Annotated in this window: 25 protein-coding genes and 1 other RNA gene; 19 read left to right on the plus strand and 7 right to left on the minus strand. The window is 38.9% G+C overall.

What is annotated here, in order from left to right; all coding sequences use genetic code 11:
- Nucleotides 1–153 precede the first annotated feature (153 nt).
- On the minus strand, nucleotides 154–804 hold the full coding sequence (locus tag I7X29_RS15355; RefSeq protein ID WP_225883684.1) for a hypothetical protein: 651 nt from the start codon (nucleotides 802–804) through the stop codon (nucleotides 154–156).
- Nucleotides 774–1,406, minus strand: a complete 633-nt coding sequence (locus tag I7X29_RS15360) for a hypothetical protein (RefSeq protein WP_225883685.1) — start codon at nucleotides 1,404–1,406, stop codon at nucleotides 774–776. The genes I7X29_RS15355 and I7X29_RS15360 overlap by 31 nt, the downstream gene beginning before the upstream one ends.
- Before the next feature lie 177 nt (nucleotides 1,407–1,583).
- Between I7X29_RS15360 and I7X29_RS06795 the strand changes: the two genes are divergently transcribed.
- From I7X29_RS06795 to I7X29_RS06840, 10 genes are all read left to right on the plus strand, one after another.
- Nucleotides 1,584–1,838: a hypothetical protein gene (locus I7X29_RS06795; RefSeq protein ID WP_009413796.1), complete on the plus strand. Its 255-nt coding sequence runs from the start codon at nucleotides 1,584–1,586 to the stop codon at nucleotides 1,836–1,838.
- 29 nt (nucleotides 1,839–1,867) lie between these two features.
- Nucleotides 1,868–2,260, plus strand: a complete 393-nt coding sequence (locus I7X29_RS06800) for a hypothetical protein (protein WP_198466382.1) — start codon at nucleotides 1,868–1,870, stop codon at nucleotides 2,258–2,260.
- Nucleotides 2,261–2,348: 88 nt separating this feature from the next.
- Nucleotides 2,349–2,852 carry a hypothetical protein gene (locus I7X29_RS06805; protein WP_198473523.1) on the plus strand — a complete coding sequence of 168 codons (504 nt, stop codon included), beginning with the start codon at nucleotides 2,349–2,351 and terminating at the stop codon, nucleotides 2,850–2,852.
- Between the two features lie 188 nt (nucleotides 2,853–3,040).
- Nucleotides 3,041–3,445 (plus strand): cysteine--tRNA ligase, encoded by a 405-nt coding sequence (locus tag I7X29_RS06810; protein WP_198473525.1) that lies wholly within the window; start codon nucleotides 3,041–3,043, stop codon nucleotides 3,443–3,445.
- Nucleotides 3,446–3,469: 24 nt separating this feature from the next.
- Entirely contained in the window at nucleotides 3,470–3,766 is a 297-nt protein-coding gene (locus I7X29_RS06815) for a hypothetical protein (RefSeq protein ID WP_198473527.1), read from the plus strand.
- 71 nt (nucleotides 3,767–3,837) lie between these two features.
- On the plus strand, nucleotides 3,838–4,041 hold the full coding sequence (locus I7X29_RS06820; RefSeq protein ID WP_198473529.1) for a hypothetical protein: 204 nt from the start codon (nucleotides 3,838–3,840) through the stop codon (nucleotides 4,039–4,041).
- A gap of 11 nt (nucleotides 4,042–4,052) precedes the next feature.
- Nucleotides 4,053–4,451 carry a hypothetical protein gene (locus I7X29_RS06825; RefSeq protein ID WP_198473531.1) on the plus strand — a complete coding sequence of 133 codons (399 nt, stop codon included), beginning with the start codon at nucleotides 4,053–4,055 and terminating at the stop codon, nucleotides 4,449–4,451.
- A 16-nt stretch (nucleotides 4,452–4,467) separates the two neighbouring features.
- On the plus strand, nucleotides 4,468–4,881 hold the full coding sequence (locus tag I7X29_RS06830; protein WP_198466378.1) for a DUF6884 domain-containing protein: 414 nt from the start codon (nucleotides 4,468–4,470) through the stop codon (nucleotides 4,879–4,881).
- A gap of 1 nt (nucleotide 4,882) precedes the next feature.
- Nucleotides 4,883–5,542, plus strand: a complete 660-nt coding sequence (locus tag I7X29_RS06835; protein WP_198473533.1) for a hypothetical protein — start codon at nucleotides 4,883–4,885, stop codon at nucleotides 5,540–5,542.
- A 256-nt stretch (nucleotides 5,543–5,798) separates the two neighbouring features.
- The gene (locus I7X29_RS06840; RefSeq protein WP_198473535.1) at nucleotides 5,799–6,305 is read left to right on the plus strand and encodes a hypothetical protein; all 507 of its coding nucleotides are present in this window, start codon (nucleotides 5,799–5,801) and stop codon (nucleotides 6,303–6,305) included.
- A gap of 251 nt (nucleotides 6,306–6,556) precedes the next feature.
- On the opposite strand, the gene I7X29_RS06845 is transcribed toward I7X29_RS06840, so the two are convergent.
- Complete coding sequence (locus tag I7X29_RS06845) at nucleotides 6,557–7,609, minus strand: DUF6688 domain-containing protein (RefSeq protein WP_198473537.1); 1,053 nt, start codon at nucleotides 7,607–7,609, stop codon at nucleotides 6,557–6,559.
- A 40-nt stretch (nucleotides 7,610–7,649) separates the two neighbouring features.
- Nucleotides 7,650–8,378, minus strand: a complete 729-nt coding sequence (locus I7X29_RS06850; RefSeq protein WP_198473538.1) for a TrmH family RNA methyltransferase — start codon at nucleotides 8,376–8,378, stop codon at nucleotides 7,650–7,652.
- A gap of 41 nt (nucleotides 8,379–8,419) precedes the next feature.
- Here I7X29_RS06850 and tamL point away from each other — a divergent pair, with 41 nt between their 5' ends.
- Nucleotides 8,420–10,996, plus strand: coding sequence for a translocation and assembly module lipoprotein TamL (tamL, locus tag I7X29_RS06855; protein ID WP_198473540.1), 2,577 nt, complete (start codon nucleotides 8,420–8,422; stop codon nucleotides 10,994–10,996).
- Between the two features lie 6 nt (nucleotides 10,997–11,002).
- On the plus strand, nucleotides 11,003–11,707 hold the full coding sequence (locus I7X29_RS06860; RefSeq protein WP_198473542.1) for a LytR/AlgR family response regulator transcription factor: 705 nt from the start codon (nucleotides 11,003–11,005) through the stop codon (nucleotides 11,705–11,707).
- Nucleotides 11,708–11,790: 83 nt separating this feature from the next.
- Here I7X29_RS06860 and infB read toward each other — a convergent pair whose 3' ends face one another.
- The 3 genes from infB to rimP form a co-directional block, all read right to left on the minus strand.
- Nucleotides 11,791–14,652 carry a translation initiation factor IF-2 gene (gene infB / locus I7X29_RS06865; RefSeq protein ID WP_198466372.1) on the minus strand — a complete coding sequence of 954 codons (2,862 nt, stop codon included), beginning with the start codon at nucleotides 14,650–14,652 and terminating at the stop codon, nucleotides 11,791–11,793.
- 90 nt (nucleotides 14,653–14,742) lie between these two features.
- A complete protein-coding gene (nusA, locus tag I7X29_RS06870; protein WP_198466371.1) occupies nucleotides 14,743–15,975 on the minus strand; it encodes a transcription termination factor NusA in 1,233 nt (410 codons plus the stop codon).
- A 10-nt stretch (nucleotides 15,976–15,985) separates the two neighbouring features.
- Complete coding sequence (rimP, locus tag I7X29_RS06875; RefSeq protein ID WP_009413778.1) at nucleotides 15,986–16,453, minus strand: ribosome assembly cofactor RimP; 468 nt, start codon at nucleotides 16,451–16,453, stop codon at nucleotides 15,986–15,988.
- 267 nt (nucleotides 16,454–16,720) lie between these two features.
- Between rimP and I7X29_RS06880 the strand changes: the two genes are divergently transcribed.
- The 7 genes from I7X29_RS06880 to prmC all read left to right on the plus strand — a co-directional run bounded on the left by I7X29_RS06880 (nucleotide 16,721) and on the right by prmC (nucleotide 23,285).
- Entirely contained in the window at nucleotides 16,721–17,167 is a 447-nt protein-coding gene (locus I7X29_RS06880; RefSeq protein WP_198473544.1) for a hypothetical protein, read from the plus strand.
- Nucleotides 17,168–17,664: 497 nt separating this feature from the next.
- Nucleotides 17,665–18,498, plus strand: a complete 834-nt coding sequence (locus tag I7X29_RS06885; RefSeq protein WP_198466369.1) for a universal stress protein — start codon at nucleotides 17,665–17,667, stop codon at nucleotides 18,496–18,498.
- 134 nt (nucleotides 18,499–18,632) lie between these two features.
- Nucleotides 18,633–19,035: a transfer-messenger RNA gene (gene ssrA / locus I7X29_RS06890) on the plus strand.
- Nucleotides 19,036–19,152: 117 nt separating this feature from the next.
- Nucleotides 19,153–20,394 (plus strand): ABC transporter permease, encoded by a 1,242-nt coding sequence (locus tag I7X29_RS06895; protein WP_198466368.1) that lies wholly within the window; start codon nucleotides 19,153–19,155, stop codon nucleotides 20,392–20,394.
- 14 nt (nucleotides 20,395–20,408) lie between these two features.
- The gene (locus tag I7X29_RS06900; protein WP_198466367.1) at nucleotides 20,409–21,335 is read left to right on the plus strand and encodes a 1-aminocyclopropane-1-carboxylate deaminase/D-cysteine desulfhydrase; all 927 of its coding nucleotides are present in this window, start codon (nucleotides 20,409–20,411) and stop codon (nucleotides 21,333–21,335) included.
- Nucleotides 21,319–22,422 (plus strand): glucosaminidase domain-containing protein, encoded by a 1,104-nt coding sequence (locus I7X29_RS06905; protein ID WP_088595040.1) that lies wholly within the window; start codon nucleotides 21,319–21,321, stop codon nucleotides 22,420–22,422. Before I7X29_RS06900 ends, I7X29_RS06905 begins: the two co-directional genes overlap by 17 nt.
- The gene (gene prmC / locus I7X29_RS06910; protein WP_198466366.1) at nucleotides 22,422–23,285 is read left to right on the plus strand and encodes a peptide chain release factor N(5)-glutamine methyltransferase; all 864 of its coding nucleotides are present in this window, start codon (nucleotides 22,422–22,424) and stop codon (nucleotides 23,283–23,285) included. Before I7X29_RS06905 ends, prmC begins: the two co-directional genes overlap by 1 nt.
- Nucleotides 23,286–23,462: the final 177 nt, after the last annotated feature.

A 23,462-nucleotide genomic window follows, 5' to 3' on the forward strand; every position in this document is an offset into this window, starting at 1 on the left:
AAAAATGCTATACTTTGCCAAAGTTTTTAATTGCTCGTCGTGCTACGCCCTTTGGCAAAGTTTATTACCCTGATAATCAATCGTCTTTAGTTACATTGTAGGGGCGTTTTGCAAACGCCCCTACAAATAGAATTCTTCAAACAGATTTATTTTTTATTGGAATAGTTGTATCAAATTTTCTATGACCCCGAAGTTGGTTTGCTTAGCAAGGGCGCGTAAGCGCTCTTTTAAGGTCAAACGCTTGCTCAACTCTCCTTTTTTACAGCGCTTCAAATCGATGAGAAGTTGCTGAATTTCTTCATATATCCTTGTTTTCCAATGCGGCTGACGTTTAGAAACAAGCTCAGGAATTGAAGGGTCAAACAAACGCAACATATCCACCGTTTGGGCAGCAAATTGAGTGTCGCGCTCATACACAAAACGCTGCGACATATTTTCTACAGGATCTTTCGTTAGAAAAAGTTCTTCGCTAAAAGTACTATAAATCTCTATTGCAAAATCCACTTTCCCCATCCATATAAGGGCATTACACAGTTTAGAAATGAGAATATCAGGAGTGTTAAATTCCTCATCAAACACGTGTAAGGGTTTGGCGCGTAGGTTGCGATGTAAAGCAACTTCAGCCACGCGAATCGCTTCTTGTTCATTGTTGTTCAAGTAAGCCAATACTACTTTGGCTATGGTATAACGCGTTTCAGGATAATGAAAGAAACTATCAGGATAATCTCGCCATACCGATTCGATGTATTTATCAGCTTCTGCAGTATATTTTTCTACAAAACCCCCCCCCCCCCCCCCCCCCATTTTGTACTGCAAAATACACCATAAGCAAGAAAAGAATTTTGGCATACTCTCAAGTGTTCCAAAGGTTGAGTGGCGAGATAGGTTTCGATGAGGTGAACATAACTCGCTTGTGCCATATAATCGTAGTACGGGAACCAAGGGTAAAGCGACTGAGTGATTTTTGGAGTGTTTTTATAGCGTTCCAAAAACGAATAGGCATAAGGTAAATCGTTTAAAATGATAGGAGCGTAAGCCTCGTGAGTGTCACGCAGTTTAACGTCGAAAAAACTCGCGCCCGAGAAAGCAATAGTGTCGTAGAAAGAGTTGATAACCTCGCGCAGTTGTGTAGGGGTAGCAGGGGTTGTGTTGTTGCAAAAGCTCTGCCAGTCAGCAAAACCAATGTAGTTACACAGCAAGTTTAAGCTTGCAGTGCTAAGTTGTTTCTCCTTGTCAATTTTTCCAAAGAAGCGGCGCAAGGTTTGGGTAGATAGACGCGTTTTTTCCGATAATTCTTCAAAGTCAGCTATAGAAGTAACTGTTTTTCCAAAGGAGCGGTTTACTTCGTTTTGTAAGCGGTTAATGTGTTGTTTATAAGCGTTATCAGTAGCTAAATCATTTGTCATTTTCCACGTCAAGTATTTATAATAGGGGTGCAAATATACACAAAAAACACCAAACTGTACAAAATTGTACAGAAATTTTATACACAATTGTACAAAATTGGACTTTTGTATTTTTTGGAGCGATTATACTTTTGCCGCTGAAAAAAGATAACAACAGAAACCGAAAAATAATAAATAATGTCAGTAGAATATTACAGAAAACAAATCATCGACCTCAGAGCGCGATTAGCCAAAGAGAAAGAAAACAAGAAGAAGGACAATGCTTATTATGGCGATATGGCAAAAAAAGCTTCTTCTCCTAGTAGTAAAGCTTCTTATAAAAAGACTAAAGTAGATAAAGCCGCTTCTCACGACCGTGCTATCGAAAGTCTCAAAAAACAAATAGAGCGTTCTAAAGAAAGTCTTGCTCGCGAAAAGGCAAGAAAAAAATAAACAAGTAAACAATTTAAAATTTTTATAATATGATTAAGCAATACAAAGAATTGGTAGCTACTGATTTGTATATCGTGGCTATCTACGACAACAAGTCTATCGACGTGTACAACCGCTACGAAAACGCTAAAGGTGCTTTGCGTCAAATCGCTGATGAAAACAACTTCAAGTATGACGAATCTTGGAATACTCGTCAGTTTGGCAAAAAATTAATTGATGCCCTTGGAGGCGGAGCTCCTGCTATTGCCGATGAAACTTACTGTGTGTATACCGATGCCAAAGGTACCGTTATCTGTGGAAGCAAGTTTGAAGGCAGTACTAAAGAAGGTTTGCGTACCGTAGCTGCTAAGTACAAAATTAAGTACGACGAGGCTTGGAACACTCAACAGTTCGGTAAAAAAGTAATTGAAGCTTTGCGATAAGAGCTGATTTCTAAGAGAGTGTCTATTTTTAGGCACTCTCTTAAAAAAAACTGAAATAAACATACTAACACTAAATAAAGAAATAAAAATGGCAAAAAAAGCTCTTGTAACAGGAAGAACACAGAACAGAACAGCCCTTGGTATTATTGCTGCTTATTTAGAAATGTACCCTAGTACAACTCTAAGTGAGTTAAAACAAATATTCGCAAAAAGTAGTGTATGTCCCGATGCAGGTATTGGCGAACTATTCTACACTACTAAAGACCTTGAGGCTGAGAAAAAAGCAGGAAATGAATGGTTTGAAAAAGACCAAGCTTGCTTTACTCAAGATGGTGAATGGTTAAAAGTAAAAGGCAATAAAATCGCTTTCTGCAAAATGTGGACAGCTCCCAGCCTTGCTAAACTACAACAAAAAGCCGAACAATATGGCATCACAGCTCAAGTAGGCGACCTTCCTAAAACCGCCCCTAACTACAAAGTAGGGTATGCAATCACTTATGAAGGTGGTAAAAAAGGAATTCCTTTTTGGGTGTGGATTGTATTGTTAGTACTCTTAGCAGGAATCGCCTATTTTTTATTAGCCAATAAATAAAAAAACTGTTGCTATTCAAACCATTCCTCCTACTGAAGAAGTACAAAAAGTAGAGTCGCCTCAGCTATGAAGGTTTTGGAAGTAGCAAACAAAAAACACTAATACCCCCAACTCCGATGAAAATAGACGTGTGGAGTTTATCGTACTTAAATAAAACATTTTTTTAACACTTAAAAAATTCTAATATTATGGGAATTAAAACAAAAACTATTGCCCCTTTTATCGCTGCTGCTGCAACTGCACAAGGAACTTACGATGAAATTGCACAAGAATGTGTAGCCGATTTGGCTGAAGAACTCGAACTCAACGACCTACAAAAAGAAGTAGAAGCAGCTTTCAAAAAAATAGAAAAACTCAGCGATGACGATTTTGATGCTTATCTCGAGGAAGCTGCTAAAGCTGTGAAAGCTGGTGAAAAAGAAGCTACATTACTTATTAGCTTGCAAGTATTAGCATCCGATGGTGTGATTACTGCCGACGAGATGGAAAACTATTTTGCTTTTGCTGAACTACTTGGCATAGACGATGAAAAAGCAAGCAAATTGTTTGACGATTTTGTAGAAGAAGCTGATGATTTAGAAATCGAAGCCTAATGTATAACCTTAATTTTTTTAACTATGGCACTTAAAAAAACAGCAACTGGAAAAGTAGATAAAAGAACTACTGAATACAAAGAAATGGTAGAAAGAGCAAAAAAAGCTCGTGAAGCTGCTAAAAAAGAAAAAGCAGCTAAAAAATCCGACAAGAAAACTACAACTTCAAGTGGGGTAAAAAGAAAAGCCGATGGTAAAGTAGACCTTCGTACCAAAGAAGGAAAAGCTATAGCCGAAAGAATGGAAAAAGCCCGTAAAGCCAAAGAAAAAAATAAAAAGAAAGGCGGCGTATTGTCACGACTCATTAAAAAATTAGTATAATAGCAATACACACTTTTTTAACTTTGCCTGAGTTCCAAACTTAGGCAAAGTTAATATTAAATAATCAACTTATGGGACTATTTAGCAGTATTTTAAAAGGAACAGGATTCTCTTTTTCGTGGAAACGTGCTGTAGGACTTACAGCACTCCGCAGTAAAACCTCTCGCAGAATAGGAGTGCCTACTTCTCGCCAAGGGGTAGAACGCAAAATAGGTGCAACTTTATTGGGAGTCCTATTTGGTACAAGCAAAAAGAAAGGAAGAAAGAAAAAATAAATATTTGTACAATGAAAAAATATAAAGAAATAGCAGCTAAAGGAAAGTATGTAGTCGTTTTGTATGACAATAATGCTGTAGAAGTATATGTAAAACAAAAAGTGACTATTGCAATTTTGCATAAAATAGCTGGCGAAAACGGGCTTAAATTTCATCAAGATACAGCCGTTGAAAATGGCATAGAATGGTTTGCTAAAAAGATACTTGACACATTGGGAGACCCCAATGCTATCGTGGGAGGAGAAGATTGTTTGTATATAAACAAAAATAATACTCTTATTTGTGGAAATCGCTACGCGGGAACAGTCAAGGAAGCTTTAAGAAAAATCGCTGAGGAATTTGAAATAGACTATCAAGATACTTGGAATACTCAGCAATTTGGTCGTAAAATTATAAATGAGTTAAAATAATAGATACTATTAGTTTATGAAAAAAATAGTACTAATCTCTTGTGTTTCAAAAAAAGCTCCTCAGCCTATGCAAGCAGAGGAGCTATACCAAAGCCCTTTATTTGTAAAAAGTTTAGCTTATGCTAAAAAGCTAAGACCCGATGCTATTTACATATTATCGGCACTACATCATCTGCTCCCTCTTGATAAAGTAACCGCCCCATATAACCTTACTCTCAACACTATGAGTAAAAAGGAAAGAACAGAATGGGGTAAGAAAGTAGTGGAGCAACTTAAACAAGTGGCAAATTTAGAGGAAGATACTTTTGTGGTTTTAGCAGGAGAAAACTACCTCGCACCTATCCAATCTCACCTAAAACATCTCGAACTCCCCTTAAAAGGAATGAAAATAGGTGAACGGCTACAGTTTCTAACGAATAAAACAGCTTAAAATGAACTCATTAGCAGTACAATTACATCAGTTATTTAACGCACAAAAGCGTTTTACTTTTCCTTTTGAAGCAAATAAGAACGAAATTCCTACTAATGGTATTTATATTATCTTTGAGAAAGGTGAAAAATTTAATGATTGTGATAGAATCATCAGAGTAGGTACCCATACAGGAGATAACCAACTCTATTCTCGCTTAAAACAACATTTTGTAAAAGAGAATAAGAATAGAAGTATTTTTAGAAAAAATGTAGGGCGTAGTCTGTTGCGTAAAGATGACCCTCATCATCCTTATGCTGAAAAATGGGAATACGATACTACCTCAAGGGAAGGTAAACAAAAGTATGCACACTTGCTGGATGTAAATTTTGAAAAGGCTTTAGAAAAGCGAATTAGTGAATATATACAGCAAAACCTCTCTTTTGTAGTTTTTGAAGTAAAAACTAAAGACGACCGACTATTCTGGGAGAGCAGAATCATTTCTACCCTTTCTAATGCTGCAAAAGCAGGAGAAATAAAACCTTCTGAAAATTGGTTAGGTAGTTATTCTCCTAATGAAAAGATTAGAGAAAGCGGACTTTGGTTAGTGAATGAATTGTATAAACAAAGTCTCAACAACGAAGAATTTGAAAAGCTAAAAAACTTAGTAGAAGGTAAATAATTTGATCACTTTCAAGCACTCCCCTGTTATGCGAGTCTTATAAAGGCTAAACCATAATTAGGTATCAAATATCAGGTGTCAGACATCAGGTGTTTAGTAATAATCAAACAAAAACCACCGTTGTGCATTTACCCGCTCAGCGGTGGTTCTTTATTGCCTTAACTTTCCTAATGAGCAAATTGGCGAATTGTCAAATTATTATTACCTTTGTGTCTCAATCTTTTAGAAAAAATGTGAGCCTACAAACTTTATAAAAATGAAACACCACCTTACCACCTATAGCCATATTGTATTAAGAAAGAGGTATAAAGATATTACTTTTAGTGTAATGTACGAGACTATCAATGGCGGACTTGTAGAGAAATTTAATGAAGGTACTCAAAGTAAAACCGAAAAGTACAAGAATATTGAGGCTTTGAAAATCTTAGCTGATAATGGGAGGAAGTATCGCCTATTACCTGTAATTCAAGATAGACAGAAAAATCCTGATGCATTTAATTTGATAAACTTAAGATATGTAGATATAAAAGTAGCAGAAAGTACCAATGGGAAGAATGTTACACAAAGTGCACTAAAAGAGGCTAATAGACAGAATGTAAGTGAGCTAATTATACATTTCCCCGAAGAATTAGAGTCTAATCGTGATGTGTACGATGCTTTAAAAGCTTCATTTAAGCAAGGAAGAGCAAGTAATATTGAGTGTATAACTATTATTACCCATAAGAAAAAAGTAATATCCTTTAAAACAGATAGGCTAAAATAACTAGGAGGCAAATTGAATTACCATCAATTTGCCTCCCGGGGGGGTGTGTGCGTATAGAGACCCGAAGTCTCGTCACTCACCATCAAAACGATTTTAATCTGTTTTGCGTTGCAAAGATATTACTTTTTTAATACATACGCAAATTTTTTGACTGTTTTTTATTTGTAATATTTCTATCAACTATACTTAATGATTGATAATTAAACCCTTACACCCTATCCTCTAACCTCTTCATTGTTATCTGTCCATTGTTAATTATTAATTGTTAATTGTAAAGAATACTGCCTCCTAATCTTCTCCTCTGGTCGTAAGCAAAAGGTGTATAAACAAAGTAGAAAACCCCATTCTAAGGGCTTCATCAGTATATAAGTGAGGTTTGAAGCCCAGCGACTTTTGATTTTTTTAGAGAGGTCGTAACCATAGCGGTCATAGTTCTTGCGTATAAAGCGGTGTAGGGTAGGGGAGAGGTCGACGATAAGTTCTTCAAAGGCGTTAGCAATTTGCAACTGTCGGTTTACGATAATGCGCTGCTTGCCCCGTATCCCCCAGCGCAAAGGTTTTACTAATTGCGGACTTCCGCAGGCAGCTACAGTGCAAAGATAATGCCCTTGGTGGGGTAAATGCGGCGGGTGGTCGTGTTGTGAGAACCCCCAAGTAGTAGTCTCTGTCAGTGCTTTGCTCACAGCATCGTAATCATCTCCAAAGAGCATCAGGATTAAGGTAATGAGTACAAACACAGGCAATATAGCTATTACCGAGGAGCAAAACAGCGCGCTTTTGGTAGAGAGTTTTTTGTTCAGCTCGTTGAGCCATTGGTATTTAGAAGGTCTAAAAGATAGGTTTTTAGGCAAATTATAGAGCGTGCGAATGATGATGCTTAAACCTACTAACAGACTGAAAGTAGGGAAGCAAGCTAAGATTTCAGCACCTTCTTTGGCTCCCGTCAGTTGTAGGATAAGAGCTCCATTGAAAAACAACCCTATATAGAGCACACACAATCCCAATGCTAAAATTAGTGGGGGTAAAGCTGATTTGCGAAACCAAAGTAGTAGCAGGGAAATATGGTATAACACAAAAAATATCATATATATCAGTCGGTGTTTGGAAGCAATAAACTCATAACTTTCAAGTCCAGCAGGGTCAATCGCTTCGTAATAAGGGTGTTCCTCTCCTGAAAATAAAAGGAATAGTAAAAATGTAACAAAATAAAATTCTGCTATGATAATCTGCCATATAGGTACAAATTTGCGCAATAGTAGTATAAAGCATATCGCAAATACAACTAAAAATAGTAATTCTATCATATTTCTTACCTATTAATTGTTAATTGTTAATTGTTAATTGTTAACTCTTACCTCTTACCTTACTTAAAACAATCGCTCCTGCCATTGCCACATTTAGGCTTTCTGTTTGTTGGTGTTTGCTAAAACGCGGAATAGTGATTGCCTTATTCGCTAAGGCACGCACTTCGGGGCTTATCCCATTGGCTTCATTGCCTAAGATGAGTACACAATCTTTGGGAAATTCGGTAGTATAGAGGTCTTCTCCTTCCAAATCCATTACATATACGGGCAGACTACAAGTAGCCAAAAATCCCGCTAAATCCACATAATGCACTGCTACACGCGTAAGTGAGCCCATAGTGGCTTGCACTACTTTAGGGTTATAGCAATCTACGGTTTGGGTGTTGCATAGCAAAGTTTCGATGCCAAACCAGTCGCAGAGGCGTATCAGTGTGCCTAAATTACCAGGGTCTTGTACGTTGTCCAAAGCGAGAATTACCCCCTCTTGCAGTATGCCCTTTTGCTTGCGTTGGTGAAAAATAGCCAAACCCTCATCAGGGTTTTTGAGGGCACTTACCTTTCTCAATTCCTCTTTGCTCACCAGCGTGATAGGGTGATTGCTAAGAGCTTCAGCAAACACTTCAGTAGCAATGAGCAGTTCCAATCGGTAGCCTGCTTGCAGAAATTCCACGATGCTCTTTTTCCCCTCTACTATAAAGAGATTCAGTTCGTTGCGATATTTTTTCTGTTGTAGTTTCTGAATTAATTTGAGTTGATTTTTGCTAAGCATAAAATAATTGTGTATTTTTGAGCCCTAAAAAACAAAAACTTGTGAGAAATACGCGTTCCCCACTAAGTCTTATCGGTATGCTACTCGTCTTAACCATTGCACTCAGCGCGTGCGATGCTACCAAGCGTGTGCCTAAAGACCGCCATTTGCTCAGAGAAAATCTCGTGTACGTGAATGGCTCTAAAACCGACGATGCAAAGATAAACAATTTTGTGTTACAAAAGCCTAATTCGTATATTTTAGGAATGCCCATCAGTTTGTATATCTACAATTTGGGAAACCCTAATGCCGAAAAAGACTTCGCTCAATGGATTGACACACACCCGCGTTGGCATCGTTTTCTCAAAGGATTCCTATCCGAAAAACAGGTGGGCAGACTCCAGAAATCGTTTTTAGTATCGGGTATCGACCACCAATTGCAACGCATAGGCGAAGCTCCTGCCGTACTTGATACAGCCCGCGTACATAAATCTACCAAACAATTGGGAGCGTACTTCCGCAGTATAGGCTATTTCAACAACAAAGTAACCGATAGCATTTTCCCTCTTCCTAAAGAAGAAAAACAACAAGCCAAAGTAGGCTACTACATCACCACGGGCGAGCGTTACTATTTGGATAGCCTCAAAACGAAAATCACTTCTCCCGAAATTGATTCGGTTTACCAATTGCACAAATCAAAAACTTTCCTCAAATCGGGGGCGCCCTATCAGCTTAGCGATTTTAGCAACGAGCGTTCACGCCTATACGAACTTTTCCGCAATAATGGTTTTTACACTTTTCAGCAGAGTTCTATCAACTTCCAAATTGTGCGTGATACAGTTACCGCCCAAAAAGACACTAAATTGCAGGTAACCACCGATATAGGTGACCTTGTAGAACGCGATGGCGATGTGATTACCACCAAAAAATACAAAGTACACCACATCAATAAAATACGCCTCTACACCGATTATGACAACAAAGTAGATAAGAGTACTTTGGACTCTTTGCAGTATCGCGATATGCTTATTTATTACAAAGGCAAACTTCGCTATCGTCCGCGTGTGCTGTACCACGCTACGGGGCTGCGGAAAGGGGCGGTCTACTCCGATGTGGAGCGCGGTAATACCTATCGTCAGTTCAATAACTTGCGCGTGTTTCGTTACCCTAATATGGAGTTTAAATACGCTGCCAATGATACCTTGCAAAACAAACTCGATGCGAATATCTACCTATCGTCTATGGATAAATTTTCACTGCGCCTTACCAATGAGATTAAGCGTTCGGAAATTGAAGCTATTGGTTTTGGGATAGGTACTTCGTTTGCAGCGCGTAATATATTTAGAGGGGCTGAAACTTTAGAGCTGAACTTCCAAGGTACTTTTGCCTCTCAGCCTACACTCAAAGATACGCGATTTTTCAATACCTCGGAAGTGAGTGGTGATATCCGCTTGATATTCCCTTCTATCGTTTTCCCACTGAATACTCGCAAACTCATTCCGTACTATATGACCCCTCAAACTATTTTGCAAGGAGGTATGAGCTATCAAACGAATATAGGGCTCGACAAACGCACTACTTCGGGCTTGTTGCGCTATGTGTGGAATCCGCGTAACCAAAAGAATAAGGTCATTTTCGATTTGATAAACGTACAATATGTGAACAATATCAACCCTGGTAACTTTTTCAATATTTACCAAAGTACGTATGAAAAGCTGAACGATATTGCTCGCAAATATAGCTTAGGCAGCCGATATGTAGATAGCAGAGGAAATCTTACCCCCAGCGAAGGTACATTCAATTTCTTAGAAGATATTTTTAATCGAACAATAACTGTTCAACCTGATGATGCGTTGCCTTTATTCGGTATTTTGGAGCGATATAACCGTATTACTAACAACGACTTTATCGTGGCGAGTAGTTTTACTTATATCATCAATAGCAAATCACAGTTTTTTGAACGCAATTTCTCTCAACTCCGCTTCAAAATAGAAGGAGCTGGCAGTTTGCTCAATGCTATTACAGCTACTTATAAAGTGGTGAATACCGATGGGAGTACCAAAAATAAACTCTTTGGGGTGGAATATGCCCAATATGCCAAAGCTGAGGTCGATTTCATCAAGCACTTTCCTATTGGCAAACAGAGTTCTTTGGCATTCCGTTCGTTCTTAGGAGTGGCAATTCCGTATGGCAATTCCGATAATATACCGTTTTCACAGAGTTATTTTGCGGGAGGTACTACCGATAACCGCGGGTGGAAAGCCTATCGTTTAGGTCCAGGGTCAAGTCAGTCGATTTTGGACTACAACGAGGCAAATATGAAGATTACTCTCAATCTTGAATATCGTTTTCCTATTTTAGGGGCACTCAAAGGTGCACTTTTCACCGATGTGGGGAATATATGGAATGTTGCCGATAACACACCTTTTGAAGAAAATAAATTTAAGAATCTTTCATCACTGAAAGATGTAGGGTTGAGTACAGGTTTAGGTTTGCGTTATGATTTCAATTTCTTTGTCATTCGCCTCGATATGGGTATCCCTACCTATGATCCTGCTGAACCTATAGGCGATCGCTGGATAAAGAAATTCAGAATAAAAGAAACGGTGTTTAACTTTGGTATCAACTATCCTTTCTAAACGAATATGCAACCGCTTACGTGTATTATAGTAGATGATGAGCCTATGGCGCTCTGCCTTCTAGAGAGTTATGTGAAGAAAACTCCTTCCTTGCAACTTGTAGGGAAGTTTAGCAATGCCATAGAAGTATTGCAATTTCTGCACAACCACCCAGCTCCCGAGCTTATCTATATGGATATACAGATGCCAGAACTCAACGGTTTGCAACTCTCCAAAAAGCTCCCCACGGCTTCTAAAATCGTCTTTACTACAGCTTTCGATCAGTATGCCTTAGAAGGTTATAAAGTAAATGCGATAGGCTATTTGCTGAAACCTTTTGATTATTCCGAGTTTTTGGAAACGGTAGAAAAAGCCCTACTTCTCACCGAAACTACTGCCCCTCAACTCACCGAAGTACCTGATTATATGTTCGTAAAAACCGATTACAAACAAGTGAAGGTGCTCTACAGTGATATTCTTTATATAGAAAGTCTAAAAGACTATGTGAGAATATACCTCATCGGTGATACACCTCCTATCACCACCCTGATGAGTTTAAAGAAATTAGAAGAAGAGTTACCTCCAGAACAATTTATGCGCGTACATCGCTCGTTTATTGTAGCCTTAGATAAAGTGGAAGTGGTAGAGCGCAACCAAGTAGTATTTGGCAAACAGCGCATCACCATTGCCGAACACTGCAAAGAGGCATTCTTTGAGAAGATTAAGTTATAAAAAAGCTGTTTAAACACATTGTTTAAACAGCTTTTTATCTATTACTTGTTACCTGTTACCTCTTACCTGTTACCTCTTACCTATTATTTAAGAGTCTTTTTAACGGCAACCTCTTGGAAGGCTTCTATAACATCGCCTTCGTGGATATCGTTGTAGTTCTTGATTTGCAAACCACAATCGTAACCTTTGCTCACTTCTTTTACGTCGTCTTTGAAACGCTTGAGTGAAGAAAGTTCGCCGGTATAAATCACCACATTCTCGCGCAATAGGCGTATCTTAGAGTTGCGGTAAATTTTACCATCGGTTACCATACAGCCTGCAATGGTTCCTACTTTAGAAATCTTGAAGAGTTCGCGTATCTCTACTGTACCGGTAACCTCTTCTTTGAACACTGGTGAAAGCATACCTTCCATCGCGTCTTTCAAATCGTTGATAGCGTCGTAGATGATAGAGTAGGTACGGATATCAATAGATTCTTTTTCTGCCAAAGCACGTGCATTGGTCATTGGGCGAACGTTGAAACCGATGATAATCGCATCAGAGGCTGAAGCCAACAATACATCCGATTCGGTGATAGCACCCACACCTTTGTGAATGATAGATACTTGAATCTCTTCGGTAGAGAGTTTTTGGAATGAATCGGTGAGCGCTTCTACCGAGCCGTCTACGTCTCCTTTGAGGATAATGTTCAACTGTTTGAAATCGCCGAGGGCAATGCGTCGTCCAATCTCGTCGAGGGTGATATGGCGCTGTGTACGCACCGATTGTTCGCGTTGTAATTGAGCGCGTTTAGCTACTATTTGTTTAGCTTCTTTCTCATCTTCAAATACGTAGAACTTATCACCAGCTTGAGGAGCGCCATCGAGACCTAAGATAGTAATAGGAGTTGAAGGGCCTGCTTCTTTCACCTTTCTACCACGCTCATCCTGCATAGCGCGTATTTTACCTGAGTTAGTACCTGCAAGCACATAATCACCTACGCGCAAAGTTCCTGATTCTACGAGTACAGTAGATACATAACCACGACCTTTGTCGAGAGCAGCTTCTACTACAGTACCTACAGCAGGCTTGTTAGGGTTTGCTTTTAGTTCGAGAATTTCGGCTTCTAAGAGTACTTTTTCCAATAGTTCAGGAACGCCAATACCTTTTTTGGCTGAGATGTCCTGTGATTGTATTTTACCACCCCATTCTTCCACAAGTAGGTTCATACCTGCCAAGCGTTCTTTAATTTTATCGGGGTTGGCATTAGGTTTATCAATCTTGTTGATAGCAAAGATGATAGGCACTCCTGCCGCTTGAGCGTGGCTAATAGCCTCTTTGGTTTGAGGCATCACATCGTCGTCGGCAGCTACTACAATAATAGCGATGTCGGTTACTTTGGTACCACGAGCACGCATAGCGGTAAAGGCTTCGTGACCAGGGGTATCGAGGAAAGTGATGCGCTCACCGCTTTCGAGTTTTACTCCATAAGCCCCTATGTGCTGAGTAATACCACCACTTTCACCTGCGATTACATTTTCTTTACGAATGTAGTCGAGGAGAGACGTTTTACCGTGGTCTACGTGACCCATAACGGTTACGATAGGCGCACGAGGTACTAAATCTTCAGGTTTATCTTCCTCGGTGTGGATAGCCTCTTCGATGTTAGCGGTTGCGAACTCTACTTCATAGCCAAATTCATCGGCTACGATAGAAAGTGTTTCGGCATCAAGGCGCTGGTTCATTGTAACCATAATACCAAGTGACATACAAGCGCCAATCACTTTGTTGATAGGCACATCCATCATTGTAGCCAATTCGTTTACGGTAACGAACTCGGTTACTTTGAGTACTTTTTCTTGTTGTTCTTGTTCTGCGAGTTCTTGTTCTGCTTTTTGGCGGTGAGTTTCGCGTTTTTCTTTGCGGTATTTAGCTCCTTTAGATTTGGCACCTTTTCCTTGCAAGCGTTCGAGGGTTTCGCGTACTTGTTTTTGTACCTCTTCTTCAGTAGGTTCTATTTTAGCAATAATCTTGTTTTTCTTTTCTTTTTTAGGAGTGTCGCCGCCTTTAGCCACATTCACTTCATCTTTACGGATGCGTTTGCGTTTGCGTTTTTCGCTATCGTTAATAGCGCCAGTAGCACCAATAGCGGTTGTTTGTGCCTCTTTATCTTTGTCCTTGTCCTTATGGCGATTGCGTTTGCGTTTTTTCTTCTTTTTCTCAAACTGACTGAGGTCAATTTTTTCACCTACCACTTTAGGGCCTGTAAGTTTTTGGTATTGAGTTTCAATCACGCCAATAGGAGTCTCAGGGGTAGCTTCTTCTTTGTGTTTGGCGTGTTGTTCCTTTTTCTTAGGCGGGGTAAGGGCTTGCGTCAAAGGGTTTTGATAAACAGATTTATTTTTTTGAGCGTCGGGTTTTGGGGATTCTTTCTTTTTGATATCTTTCTGGTCTTTGTGGTTATGATCTTTATTTTCGTTGTTTTTAGCAGGCTCAGCAGGAGGGGTTACAGCTGCTTTAGATGCTACTATGGGCTCCACAGGAGTAGGAGGGGTGTTCACTACTTCGGTTTTAGGAGTTTCGTCAGGAAAAGTTTTTTCCTCTTTTTTACCCCCGTCGAGGTCAATTTTGCCCAGAGGTTTGAGTCCTGCCAATTGAGCTTTAGCACGAATCACTTCCTGTTCTTGTTGCTTGCGTTTTTCTTTATTTTCCTTCTCTTGTTCCATACGGATGGCTTCACGCTCTTTGCGCTTATCTTCTACAATTTCTTTAGAAACCGCACGCTTGTTTTTGTCGGCTTTAAATTTGTTAGAAAGAAACTGAAAATCTTCTTCAGTGATTTTAGTGTTCAAACTCGCTTCAATTTCAACATTTTTATGTTTTTTGAGTTCGTCCACGGCTGTCGCCAAAGAGATGTTCAAATCCTTTAAAACTTTGTTAATTCTTATTGTTTTTCCCTCGCTCATATATATGTTTTTAATTATCAATTAGCAATTGGCAATTCGCAATTGTCAATTTCCTTTTTTTGTTACCTCTTTTCACTTACTTTTTACCTGCTACTCAAATTCGGCAGCAAGTACTTGTAGCACCTCTTTTACGGTTTCTTCCTCAAGGTCGGTGCGTTGCATTAGCTCTTCAGCTGAAAGTTCAAGTACGCTTTTAGCAGTATCAAGACCTGCTTTTTGGAGCTCTTCAATTACCCATTGTTCAATTTCGTCGTTGAACTCGGTAAGTTCAATATCTTCTTCGGTTACTCCTTCGCGATATACATCAATTTCATAACCTGAAAGCTGACTTGCTAAGCGGATGTTGTAACCTGATTTTCCAATAGCTTTAGATACTTCTTCGTTAGCTAAATACACATCGGCGCGCTTTTCTTCTTCATTGATGATTACTGAAGATACACGTGCAGGTGCTAAGGCGCGAGTGATGAGCAATTGTGGATTGGTGGTGAAAGGCAATACATCGATGTTTTCGTTGCCTAACTCGCGCACAATACCGTGAATACGAGCGCCGCGTACGCCTACACAGGCTCCTACGGCATCAATGCGCTCATCAAATGAATCTACAGCTACTTTAGCTTTTTCACCTGGGATACGCACTACTTTACTAATGGTGATGAGACCGTCGGCTATTTCGGGGATTTCTTGCTCAAACAAACGTTCTAAGAACACTGGAGAGGTACGCGACATAATAATGGTAGGTTTAGTGCTTTTAAGCTCTACCGATTCTATAATTCCGCGCACGTGTTCCCCTTTTTTGAAGAAGTCGGACGGAATTTGTTTTTCTTTAGGGAGAATGATTTCGTTGCCTTCGTCGTCAAGCAGGATAATAGCTTTGTGACGAATGTGGTGAATTTCGGCAACGTATAGCTGACCTATCAAGTCTTTGAAACGCTGATAGATAGTCATGCTATCGTATTCGTGGATTTTGGAGATAAGATTTTGGCGTAATGCTAAAATGGCACGACGACCTAAGTCATTAATTTTAATTTCTTCAGAAACGTCTTCCCCTACTTCAAAGTCGGGTTCGATTTTGCGAGCTGCCGAAAGGGCGATTTGCTGGTTGTCGTTAGTAACCGCATCGTCTTCCACTACCACGCGGTTGCGGAAGATTTGTAGGTCGCCTTTATCGGGGTTGATGATGATATCGAAATTATCGTCAGAGCCGTATCTCTTCTTAAGGGTGTTGCGGAAAACCTCTTCCAAAATAGCCATCAAGGTTTCGCGGTTGATGAGTTTATCATCTTTAAACTCTGAAAACGATTCGATTAATTCAAGACTATTCATATACGTTTAATTAAAATTTAATGATTACTTTAGTTTCTTTTATGTCGGTGAGCGCAAAAAATTGCTCTTTTTTTACAGTGATTTTTCCTTTGCCTACGGGTTTAGGTTCGCGAGTTTCGGTTTCAAGAACGGCTTTACCTTCTTGCAATCCTTTGAGTACCCCTTCGTGAGTTTTACCGTCAAGGGTTGTGATTTGTACGGTTCTTCCAGCGTTTTTGGTGTATTGGCGCTCCATTACAAAGGGTTCGGTAGCACCAAAAGAGGTTACTTCTAAAGCGAAATCTACAGTTTCGCGGTCTAAAGCACCTTCTACAGCACGACTGAGTTCAATGCAATCGTCTATACAAACGCCTTTATCGCCGTCGATAGTGATGCGGATGGTATTGTCAGCACCCACAGTTAAATCAGTGAGGAAGAGTTCAGGATGATTGCTTAAAGCCTTATCTACTAACTCTTTAACTTGGTCTTTAAAATTCATTTGTTATAAAAAGAGGGGACTAAAATGTCCCCTCTAATGTTGTTTTTCGGGGCAAAGATACAACGTTTTTTTGAAATAACAAGAAAAAAGTAAAAAAAGTTTTGGAAATTAGATAAATAGGTGGTAGTTTTGGGGCTCTATAAAGCAATATAAATAATGAAGAAACTTCTAATTTCTAAAAAGTTTGAACGCGATAGTATCCTTGCATAGACAATTTATGTAGGGGCTAATGGCAATTAGCCCTCATAAAAAATAATTGAAAAAACAATGAAAACATTTCTATTAACAATATTGTGCTGTGTGAGTACTCTCACTTGGGCGCAAGAAAATAGCTTTTATCAGCAAGATTCTATTATGTTGCTCAGTCAGCTTAAAGATAAAAGTTTTAAGATAGATAAAAAAGTAACAATTGATTGCATTCCTTCTATAGATATGCACCACTCTACTACCTATAGCAGGACAAAAGTAAAGAAGGCGTTTAGTGCTATTTTTGATGAGTTTTTCGAGAGAAAACTCAAAGAAAAAGATTTTAAGTTGTTCTATTATCCAGCTATGGATTATAATACTACACCAGAAACAGAGCATAAACTTTATGGTCTTGTTTTAAAGGAATATGATGGTAAGGTTGATGAGCTTTTGAGGATTTATTGGTTTGAAAAAAAGGATAATAACTTTTATTTTATATGGATAGAATGTGCTATTAAGAATGAATAATAGAAATGAGAAAAGTGACTTTATTGTCGGGTATTTGGTGTTTGATTTGTGTGATAATCAACCCTTTTGTATTTTGGGAGATGTTGTTTAATAATCTTTTGCATACAAGTGATAGTTTTAGGTATAATAATGCGGTTGAAATAATAGGGGGGACTATATTTTTTACTGCTTTTATAGTGTCACCTATATTTCTCATATATCAAACGGTGTTGAGATTAATGCAAAAGTCTCATTATAAAGTCTTTAAAATTGTAAAAATTACTTATTTCTTTTTGTTGTTGAATGTAGTGTTTTATAGCTTTATATATTATATTTTGAGTAACGCAACAAAATAAAGTTTAGGAAATTAACATAATAAAAGGCTGATTTCATAATAATTTATTACTAAAATGAAAAGAAAAGAAACTTTTTTCTTGCAAATAAAAAATAAAAGTCGTACATTTGCCTCATCAAACAAAAGTTTGTGGAAATGAAATAATTTAAAAAAATAGAGTCTTATGAAAAACATCTTAGTAACTACCGATTTCTCTGAGAAGTCTATCGCTTCTCTTCACGTAGCAATAGAATTGGCTAAAAAACACAAAGCTAAAATCTATTTGCTTCACGCTATAGAATTGCCACTGCGCTTAATGACCGAGAGTCAAGTATCTGTGCCCGAGGCTATGTACTTTCTCAACCTCACCAAGCAACGTTTCACCGATCTCCGCAAAACTCTCAATACCGATGTAGAAATCCTTGATTTGGTAGAAACATCTCCTCTACCCGATGCCGTAGAAGATGTTGTGAAAAAACACCATATCGACCTCGTGTTAATGGGTTCTAACGGTGCTTCAGGAGCTAAAGAACTCTTTATAGGTTCCAATGCCGAGAAAGTAATTCGCTCTGCTTCTGTACCCGTGTTAGTAATTAAAAATCCACACGAAAAACTCAAAATTAAACACGTTATGTTCGGTTGCGACTTCTCTAAACGATTTTTAAAACCTTTTGAAAAAGCGTTGAAATTAGCAAAACTCTTTGGTGCTAAAGTAGATTTAGTGTATGTGAATACCCCTTATCAATTCCTTACCACTCACGAAATTAACCACCGTATGCAAGAATTTCTCAAAGAAGCTGAACACGTACGTCAGCATTACGAAACTCACGTATACAACGATATTCGTGTAGAAACAGGTATTCTCAACTACGTGAAGGATAATAAAATAGACCTTATTTGTATGTTCCCTAACGGACGCAAAGGTATCGCTCATTTCTTCAACGGCAGTATTAGTAGCGACCTTGTAAACCACTCTAATACTCCAGTGCTTACCATTAAGTTAGAAAAAGAAAAATAGTCGCTTTTGTGTTGCGAACTTTGCCAAAGCTTCCTGCCCGTGCGGCTCGCATCTTTGGCAAAGTTTGTTATAACAAATTTGCTAATTTGCAAATTATTCGTATCTTTGCACCCAAATTACATAAATGAACACTTGGGGTCGACCGGTTTTGACAGTAAGTGGCATTGAACAGTAAGCATACCGAGCTGTGAAATGAATGCTCGTTAATCTCTATTTCAAAATTTTAAATGGCGAGAATAACTACGCTCTTGCTGCCTAATCTGAAGTTTAGTAAGATTTCTGGCTAAGTCCCTACAAGGTAGGGAAGCGAGATGTCTCTGAAAAGCCCTTGTTGACGGCGTTTCGTATAGAGGCACCATAAAAGTCAACATCGAACCTGCAGTAAGCTTCTGCTAATGGTTCTTAATTTCAGGAAGCTAAGCGTAAAATGGGCGGTGCTCGGTCAGTTTTACGACGAAAATCAAACGAGTACTAAGTATGTAGAAAGCTCTTTGATGACTTATTTGGACGAGAGTTCGATTCTCTCCGACTCCACTAAACAAGCAATAGGCAATAGATAACACGTAACAATTAGAAGTTGATAGGTTATTGGTTGCCTTTTTCTATTTTTAACCATTTACTAATTTGCTAATTCCCTAATTTGCTAATTATACCGTGTGGATTGTAATTCGTGAAAATATAAAAATAGCTCTCGATAGCATCCGTGGGCAACTCTTGCGCACCATCCTTACTGTGCTCATTATTGCCATCGGTATTACTGCATTGGTAGGTATCCTCAGTGTGATTACCGCTTTGCGCAATACCCTCGAAGGTAACTTCTCTTCTATGGGAGCAAACACATTTTCTATAACTCGCTATCAGTATAGTCAGCGCGCTGAAGGCAGCGGAACTACCCAAAAACCTCATCCTTATATCACTTATCAAGAGGCAACTGCTTTCAAAGAACAGTTCAATAGTCCGTTTGCCAAAACAAGCATTTCTATAAATGTTGCTTCAGCAGCCGAAGTGAAGTACGAAAACAAAAAAACCGACCCGTTAGCGGTAGTAATAGGGGTAGATGAGTACTATATTGGCAATTCAGGATTAGAAATAGAAGAAGGACACAATTTTAGTGATTTTGATATCCAAAACAACAGCAAAGTATGTGTCATAGGTCCCGATTTTAAGAAAACTCTCTTCAAAGATATAAATCCTATCGGAAAAACTATTTCTATACGGGGGTATAAATTCAAAGTAATAGGGGTGCTCAAAGAGCAGAGTTCTTCTTTTGGCAATTACGAAAATTTTCAAGTGTTCATTCCCTTAAATATAGCACGTGCCGCTTTTCCTGTAGATAATCCTAATTTCCAATTAAAAATAAGCGCCCAAAGTAAAGATCAGCTTGACGGCCTTGTAGACGATGCTACCATCGTGATGCGCAATCTTCGTCAGTTAGCACCTTTGCAAGAGAATAATTTTGGTATAGAGCGCAGTGACGACCTTTTGCAGCGCATAGGTAATATCACAGGTACACTCACCATTGCAGGTTTTGTAATTGGGCTTATCACTATATTAGGTTCTTCCATAGCCTTGCTGAATATTATGCTCGTTTCAGTAACCGAACGCACTAAGGAAATAGGCATTCGCAAAGCTTTAGGAGCAAAACGCAAATCCATAATCTTACAATTTTTTACTGAAACGCTACTTATCGCACAAATGGGAGCAGTAACGGGTATTGTGTTGGGTATTAGTTTAGGATTTGTGATAGCCAAAGCCGTAAAATTCCACTTTACTATTCCGTGGGGTGTGATAGCAATAGCTATCGTCATTGCAATAGTAGTATCTGTAATTTCAGGCTTGTACCCCGCGATGAAAGCTTCAAAATTAAACCCTGTAGAAGCATTGAGATATGAATAACTAACCCCTTACCTATGTTTAACAACCTCCATATAGAAAACGAACCCGTAAATATCCCGTTGCCCTACGGCATTACCCTCACTATCAAGCGTGAGGATAAGAACCACCCTTTTGTGTCGGGTAACAAGCTCCGCAAACTCAAGTATAACATTGCTAAAGCTCAAGAGGAAGACAAAGATACCCTCCTCACCTTTGGAGGGGCTTATTCTAATCATATCGCTGCTACAGCTGCTGCGGGGCAAATTGTAGGTTTGAAAACTATAGGTGTGATTCGTGGTGATGAATTAGCTTCTAAAATAGATGTTAACCCAACGTTAAAGTTTGCTAAATCTTGCGGAATGGATTTTTGCTTTGTCAGCCGTGAGAATTATCGCCAAAAGCATACGCCCGAATTCTTACAAAATCTCCAAAAACGCTATAGTAACAATATTTATATAGCCCCCGAAGGGGGTACTAATGCGCTGGCTGTGAGGGGTTGTGAAGAAATCCTTACCCCTGAAGATAGCGTTTTTGATGTGATATGCTGTGCAGTAGGTACCGGAGGTACTATCTCAGGACTTGTTAATTCAAGCGCTAATCACCAGAAAGTCATAGGTTTTCCTGCACTTAAAGGCGAGTTTCTCACTGATGTAATCAAGCAATATACTACCAAAACAAACTGGGAATTGATACACGATTATAACTTCGGTGGTTATGCCAAAGTGAACGACGAATTGGTGGATTTTTTAAATGATTTTAACAGTCAAACAAAAATTTTATTAGACCCTATATATGTAGGTAAAATGATTTTTGCTATCTTTGCCCTCTCAAAGCAAGGGTATTTTCCGCCCAATACCCGCATATTAGCCATCCACACAGGTGGTTTACAAGGAATTAAGGGCTTTAACAACGAACGAATTAAAAAACATAAAAGTATATTGAATTATGATGAAAAGATTTAGTTTACTATTACTATTTCTCTTTATAATATCATCTTGCTCTGAACAGCATTATAGGAATGGGAAAAATTCTCACTCCGTGATCTATCGTGGGCAACGACCTACACCACGTATGGACGTCAAAAAACCTACCCATTCAGAGCTCGCTCAAAGGAATAAAGCCTTGATGGATTCAAAACTCAATCGCAAGGATTTTATGGAAGACGATTTCCACGAAGTACCTCCTGCTCTCCAAGTGACAGAAGCGGTAACTCAAAAGTATATTGGAGATTACAAAGATATTGCTATGGTCGAAATGCAGCGCTATAACATTCCTGCAAGTATCACATTGGCACAAGGTATCTTAGAAAGTGGCTCTGGGCAAGGTCGCTTGGCACGCTATGGCAATAACCATTTCGGTATCAAATGCCACGCTACTTGGAACGGCAAAACAATTACTCACGACGACGATGAGAAAAGTGAGTGCTTCCGCCGTTATAAATATGCTTACGAATCTTTTGAAGACCACTCTCAATTCTTAGTAAAACGCGGTAGATATAGCTCCTTGTTCGAGTTAGACCCTACCGATTACGAATCGTGGGCGCACGGACTCAAAAAAGCAGGCTACGCTACCGATCCTGCCTATGCTAAAAAACTGATTGCCCTTATCAAGAAATTTAACCTGCATCTGTACGACAATCAAGTGATTGCAATGAAAGGAACAGAACTCAAAATGCCTAATACCGATGTCATTGCTACACCTACACCTAAAATTGCAGCAAAAGAAACTACTCAACCAGCTGTTAAAGAAATAGCTAAACCAACAGTCAAAGAAACACCTAAGCCGGTAGTTAAAGAAACGCCTAAAGTCATAGCTAAAGCTGAAACAACTAAAGTGCCTGCTGCTAAATCTGCTTCAGCAACAGCTAAAGAAAGTCCTATCAAAAAAGATGCAATTGCACAAGTGTTTTATCAAGTGCAAACAGGCGATACTTTATATAAAATAGCACGCGAACAACAAGTGCCAGTACAACAACTGATGAAACTCAACAATTTTGATGATGTAGCTAGTAGCAATCTGAAAGTAGGACAACAAATCCGTGTAAACTAATGACTTTTGCCGAATTGAAAGCGCATATTCACAATAGTTTACAATCTTTGTATCCTAAGAGTGAAATCAATTCTTTTTATTTTATCTTGTTAGAACATTATGGTAATTATACTACAGCCGAGGTATTAGCCAATGTTAGTACTCAGCTCACTGATAATATAACAAAAGCGATACAACAAGCGATTACAGAATTACAAACAGCTAAACCCATACAATACATTTTGGGCGAAACTGAGTTCTTCTCTAATCGTTTTTTTGTAGATGAGAATGTCCTCATACCCCGACCCGAAACCGAAGAATTAGTGGATTGGGTATTGCAAACCTATCCTGATAAAACCTATCCATTACATATTTTAGATGTAGGTACGGGCAGTGGTTGTATTGCCATTTCATTGGCAAAAGCCTTGCCTGAGGCACAGGTAACTGCTATAGATGTTTCGCCTAAAGCCATAGCAGTGGCACAGCGCAATGCCGAGCACAACGGAATAAAAGTTCAGTTTTTACAACGAGATATTTTGCAAACCGAAACCTTGCCCGAGAAGTACGATATAATCATTTCTAACCCCCCCTATGTGCGTGAGTTAGAAAAAAATGAAATGCATAGCAATGTGCTCAACTATGAACCTCATTTAGCTCTTTTTGTCCCCGATGATCGCCCACTGTTGTTCTATGAGCAAATAGCTACTCTCGCTCAGCAATATCTGAAGCCTAAAGGCAGACTGTTTTTTGAGATTAATCAGTATTTAGCAGCCGAAATGCAAGTGATGTTAGCACAGAAAAACTTTACTGAAATTACCCTTCGTCAAGACCTTTCTGCTAATGATCGTATGCTTTGCGCTCGCACCTTTACCAAAGTTAAATAATATCAGTTCAATATAACAGAAAATTGATTTACAGCAATATAACACAATATATTCACAAAAAAATCACCGTCAGGTGAAAATTCGTGAAATTACTTACCTCGAACTCACATTAAATAAACTCCGATAACTCTGAGAATACTGAGACCTCCAAGATCTCTGATACTCAGAGAACTCCCA

This window comes from Capnocytophaga periodontitidis (assembly GCF_016126015.1).
GTDB lineage: Bacteria > Bacteroidota > Bacteroidia > Flavobacteriales > Flavobacteriaceae > Capnocytophaga > Capnocytophaga periodontitidis.

Bases quoted from the DNA above. Each gene is read 5' to 3' on its own strand.
- I7X29_RS06840 (WP_198473535.1), top strand. From the start codon at position 5,799: ATGAAACACCACCTTACCACCTATAGCCATATTGTATTAAGAAAGAGG.
- I7X29_RS06860 (WP_198473542.1), top strand. From the start codon at position 11,003: ATGCAACCGCTTACGTGTATTATAGTAGATGATGAGCCTATGGCGCTC.
- I7X29_RS15355 (WP_225883684.1), bottom strand. From the start codon at position 804: ATGGGGGGGGGGGGGGGGGGGGGTTTTGTAGAAAAATATACTGCAGAA.
- I7X29_RS06800 (WP_198466382.1), top strand. From the start codon at position 1,868: ATGATTAAGCAATACAAAGAATTGGTAGCTACTGATTTGTATATCGTG.
- I7X29_RS06825 (WP_198473531.1), top strand. From the start codon at position 4,053: ATGAAAAAATATAAAGAAATAGCAGCTAAAGGAAAGTATGTAGTCGTT.
- rimP (WP_009413778.1), bottom strand. From the start codon at position 16,453: ATGAATTTTAAAGACCAAGTTAAAGAGTTAGTAGATAAGGCTTTAAGC.
- I7X29_RS15360 (WP_225883685.1), bottom strand. From the start codon at position 1,406: ATGACAAATGATTTAGCTACTGATAACGCTTATAAACAACACATTAAC.
- I7X29_RS06905 (WP_088595040.1), top strand. From the start codon at position 21,319: ATGATGAAAAGATTTAGTTTACTATTACTATTTCTCTTTATAATATCA.
- I7X29_RS06880 (WP_198473544.1), top strand. From the start codon at position 16,721: ATGAAAACATTTCTATTAACAATATTGTGCTGTGTGAGTACTCTCACT.
- I7X29_RS06830 (WP_198466378.1), top strand. From the start codon at position 4,468: ATGAAAAAAATAGTACTAATCTCTTGTGTTTCAAAAAAAGCTCCTCAG.
- I7X29_RS06850 (WP_198473538.1), bottom strand. From the start codon at position 8,378: ATGCTTAGCAAAAATCAACTCAAATTAATTCAGAAACTACAACAGAAA.
- I7X29_RS06900 (WP_198466367.1), top strand. From the start codon at position 20,409: ATGTTTAACAACCTCCATATAGAAAACGAACCCGTAAATATCCCGTTG.
- I7X29_RS06835 (WP_198473533.1), top strand. From the start codon at position 4,883: ATGAACTCATTAGCAGTACAATTACATCAGTTATTTAACGCACAAAAG.
- I7X29_RS06815 (WP_198473527.1), top strand. From the start codon at position 3,470: ATGGCACTTAAAAAAACAGCAACTGGAAAAGTAGATAAAAGAACTACT.
- infB (WP_198466372.1), bottom strand. From the start codon at position 14,652: ATGAGCGAGGGAAAAACAATAAGAATTAACAAAGTTTTAAAGGATTTG.
- I7X29_RS06820 (WP_198473529.1), top strand. From the start codon at position 3,838: ATGGGACTATTTAGCAGTATTTTAAAAGGAACAGGATTCTCTTTTTCG.
- I7X29_RS06885 (WP_198466369.1), top strand. From the start codon at position 17,665: ATGAAAAACATCTTAGTAACTACCGATTTCTCTGAGAAGTCTATCGCT.
- I7X29_RS06795 (WP_009413796.1), top strand. From the start codon at position 1,584: ATGTCAGTAGAATATTACAGAAAACAAATCATCGACCTCAGAGCGCGA.
- prmC (WP_198466366.1), top strand. From the start codon at position 22,422: ATGACTTTTGCCGAATTGAAAGCGCATATTCACAATAGTTTACAATCT.
- I7X29_RS06845 (WP_198473537.1), bottom strand. From the start codon at position 7,609: ATGATAGAATTACTATTTTTAGTTGTATTTGCGATATGCTTTATACTA.
- I7X29_RS06810 (WP_198473525.1), top strand. From the start codon at position 3,041: ATGGGAATTAAAACAAAAACTATTGCCCCTTTTATCGCTGCTGCTGCA.
- nusA (WP_198466371.1), bottom strand. From the start codon at position 15,975: ATGAATAGTCTTGAATTAATCGAATCGTTTTCAGAGTTTAAAGATGAT.
- I7X29_RS06805 (WP_198473523.1), top strand. From the start codon at position 2,349: ATGGCAAAAAAAGCTCTTGTAACAGGAAGAACACAGAACAGAACAGCC.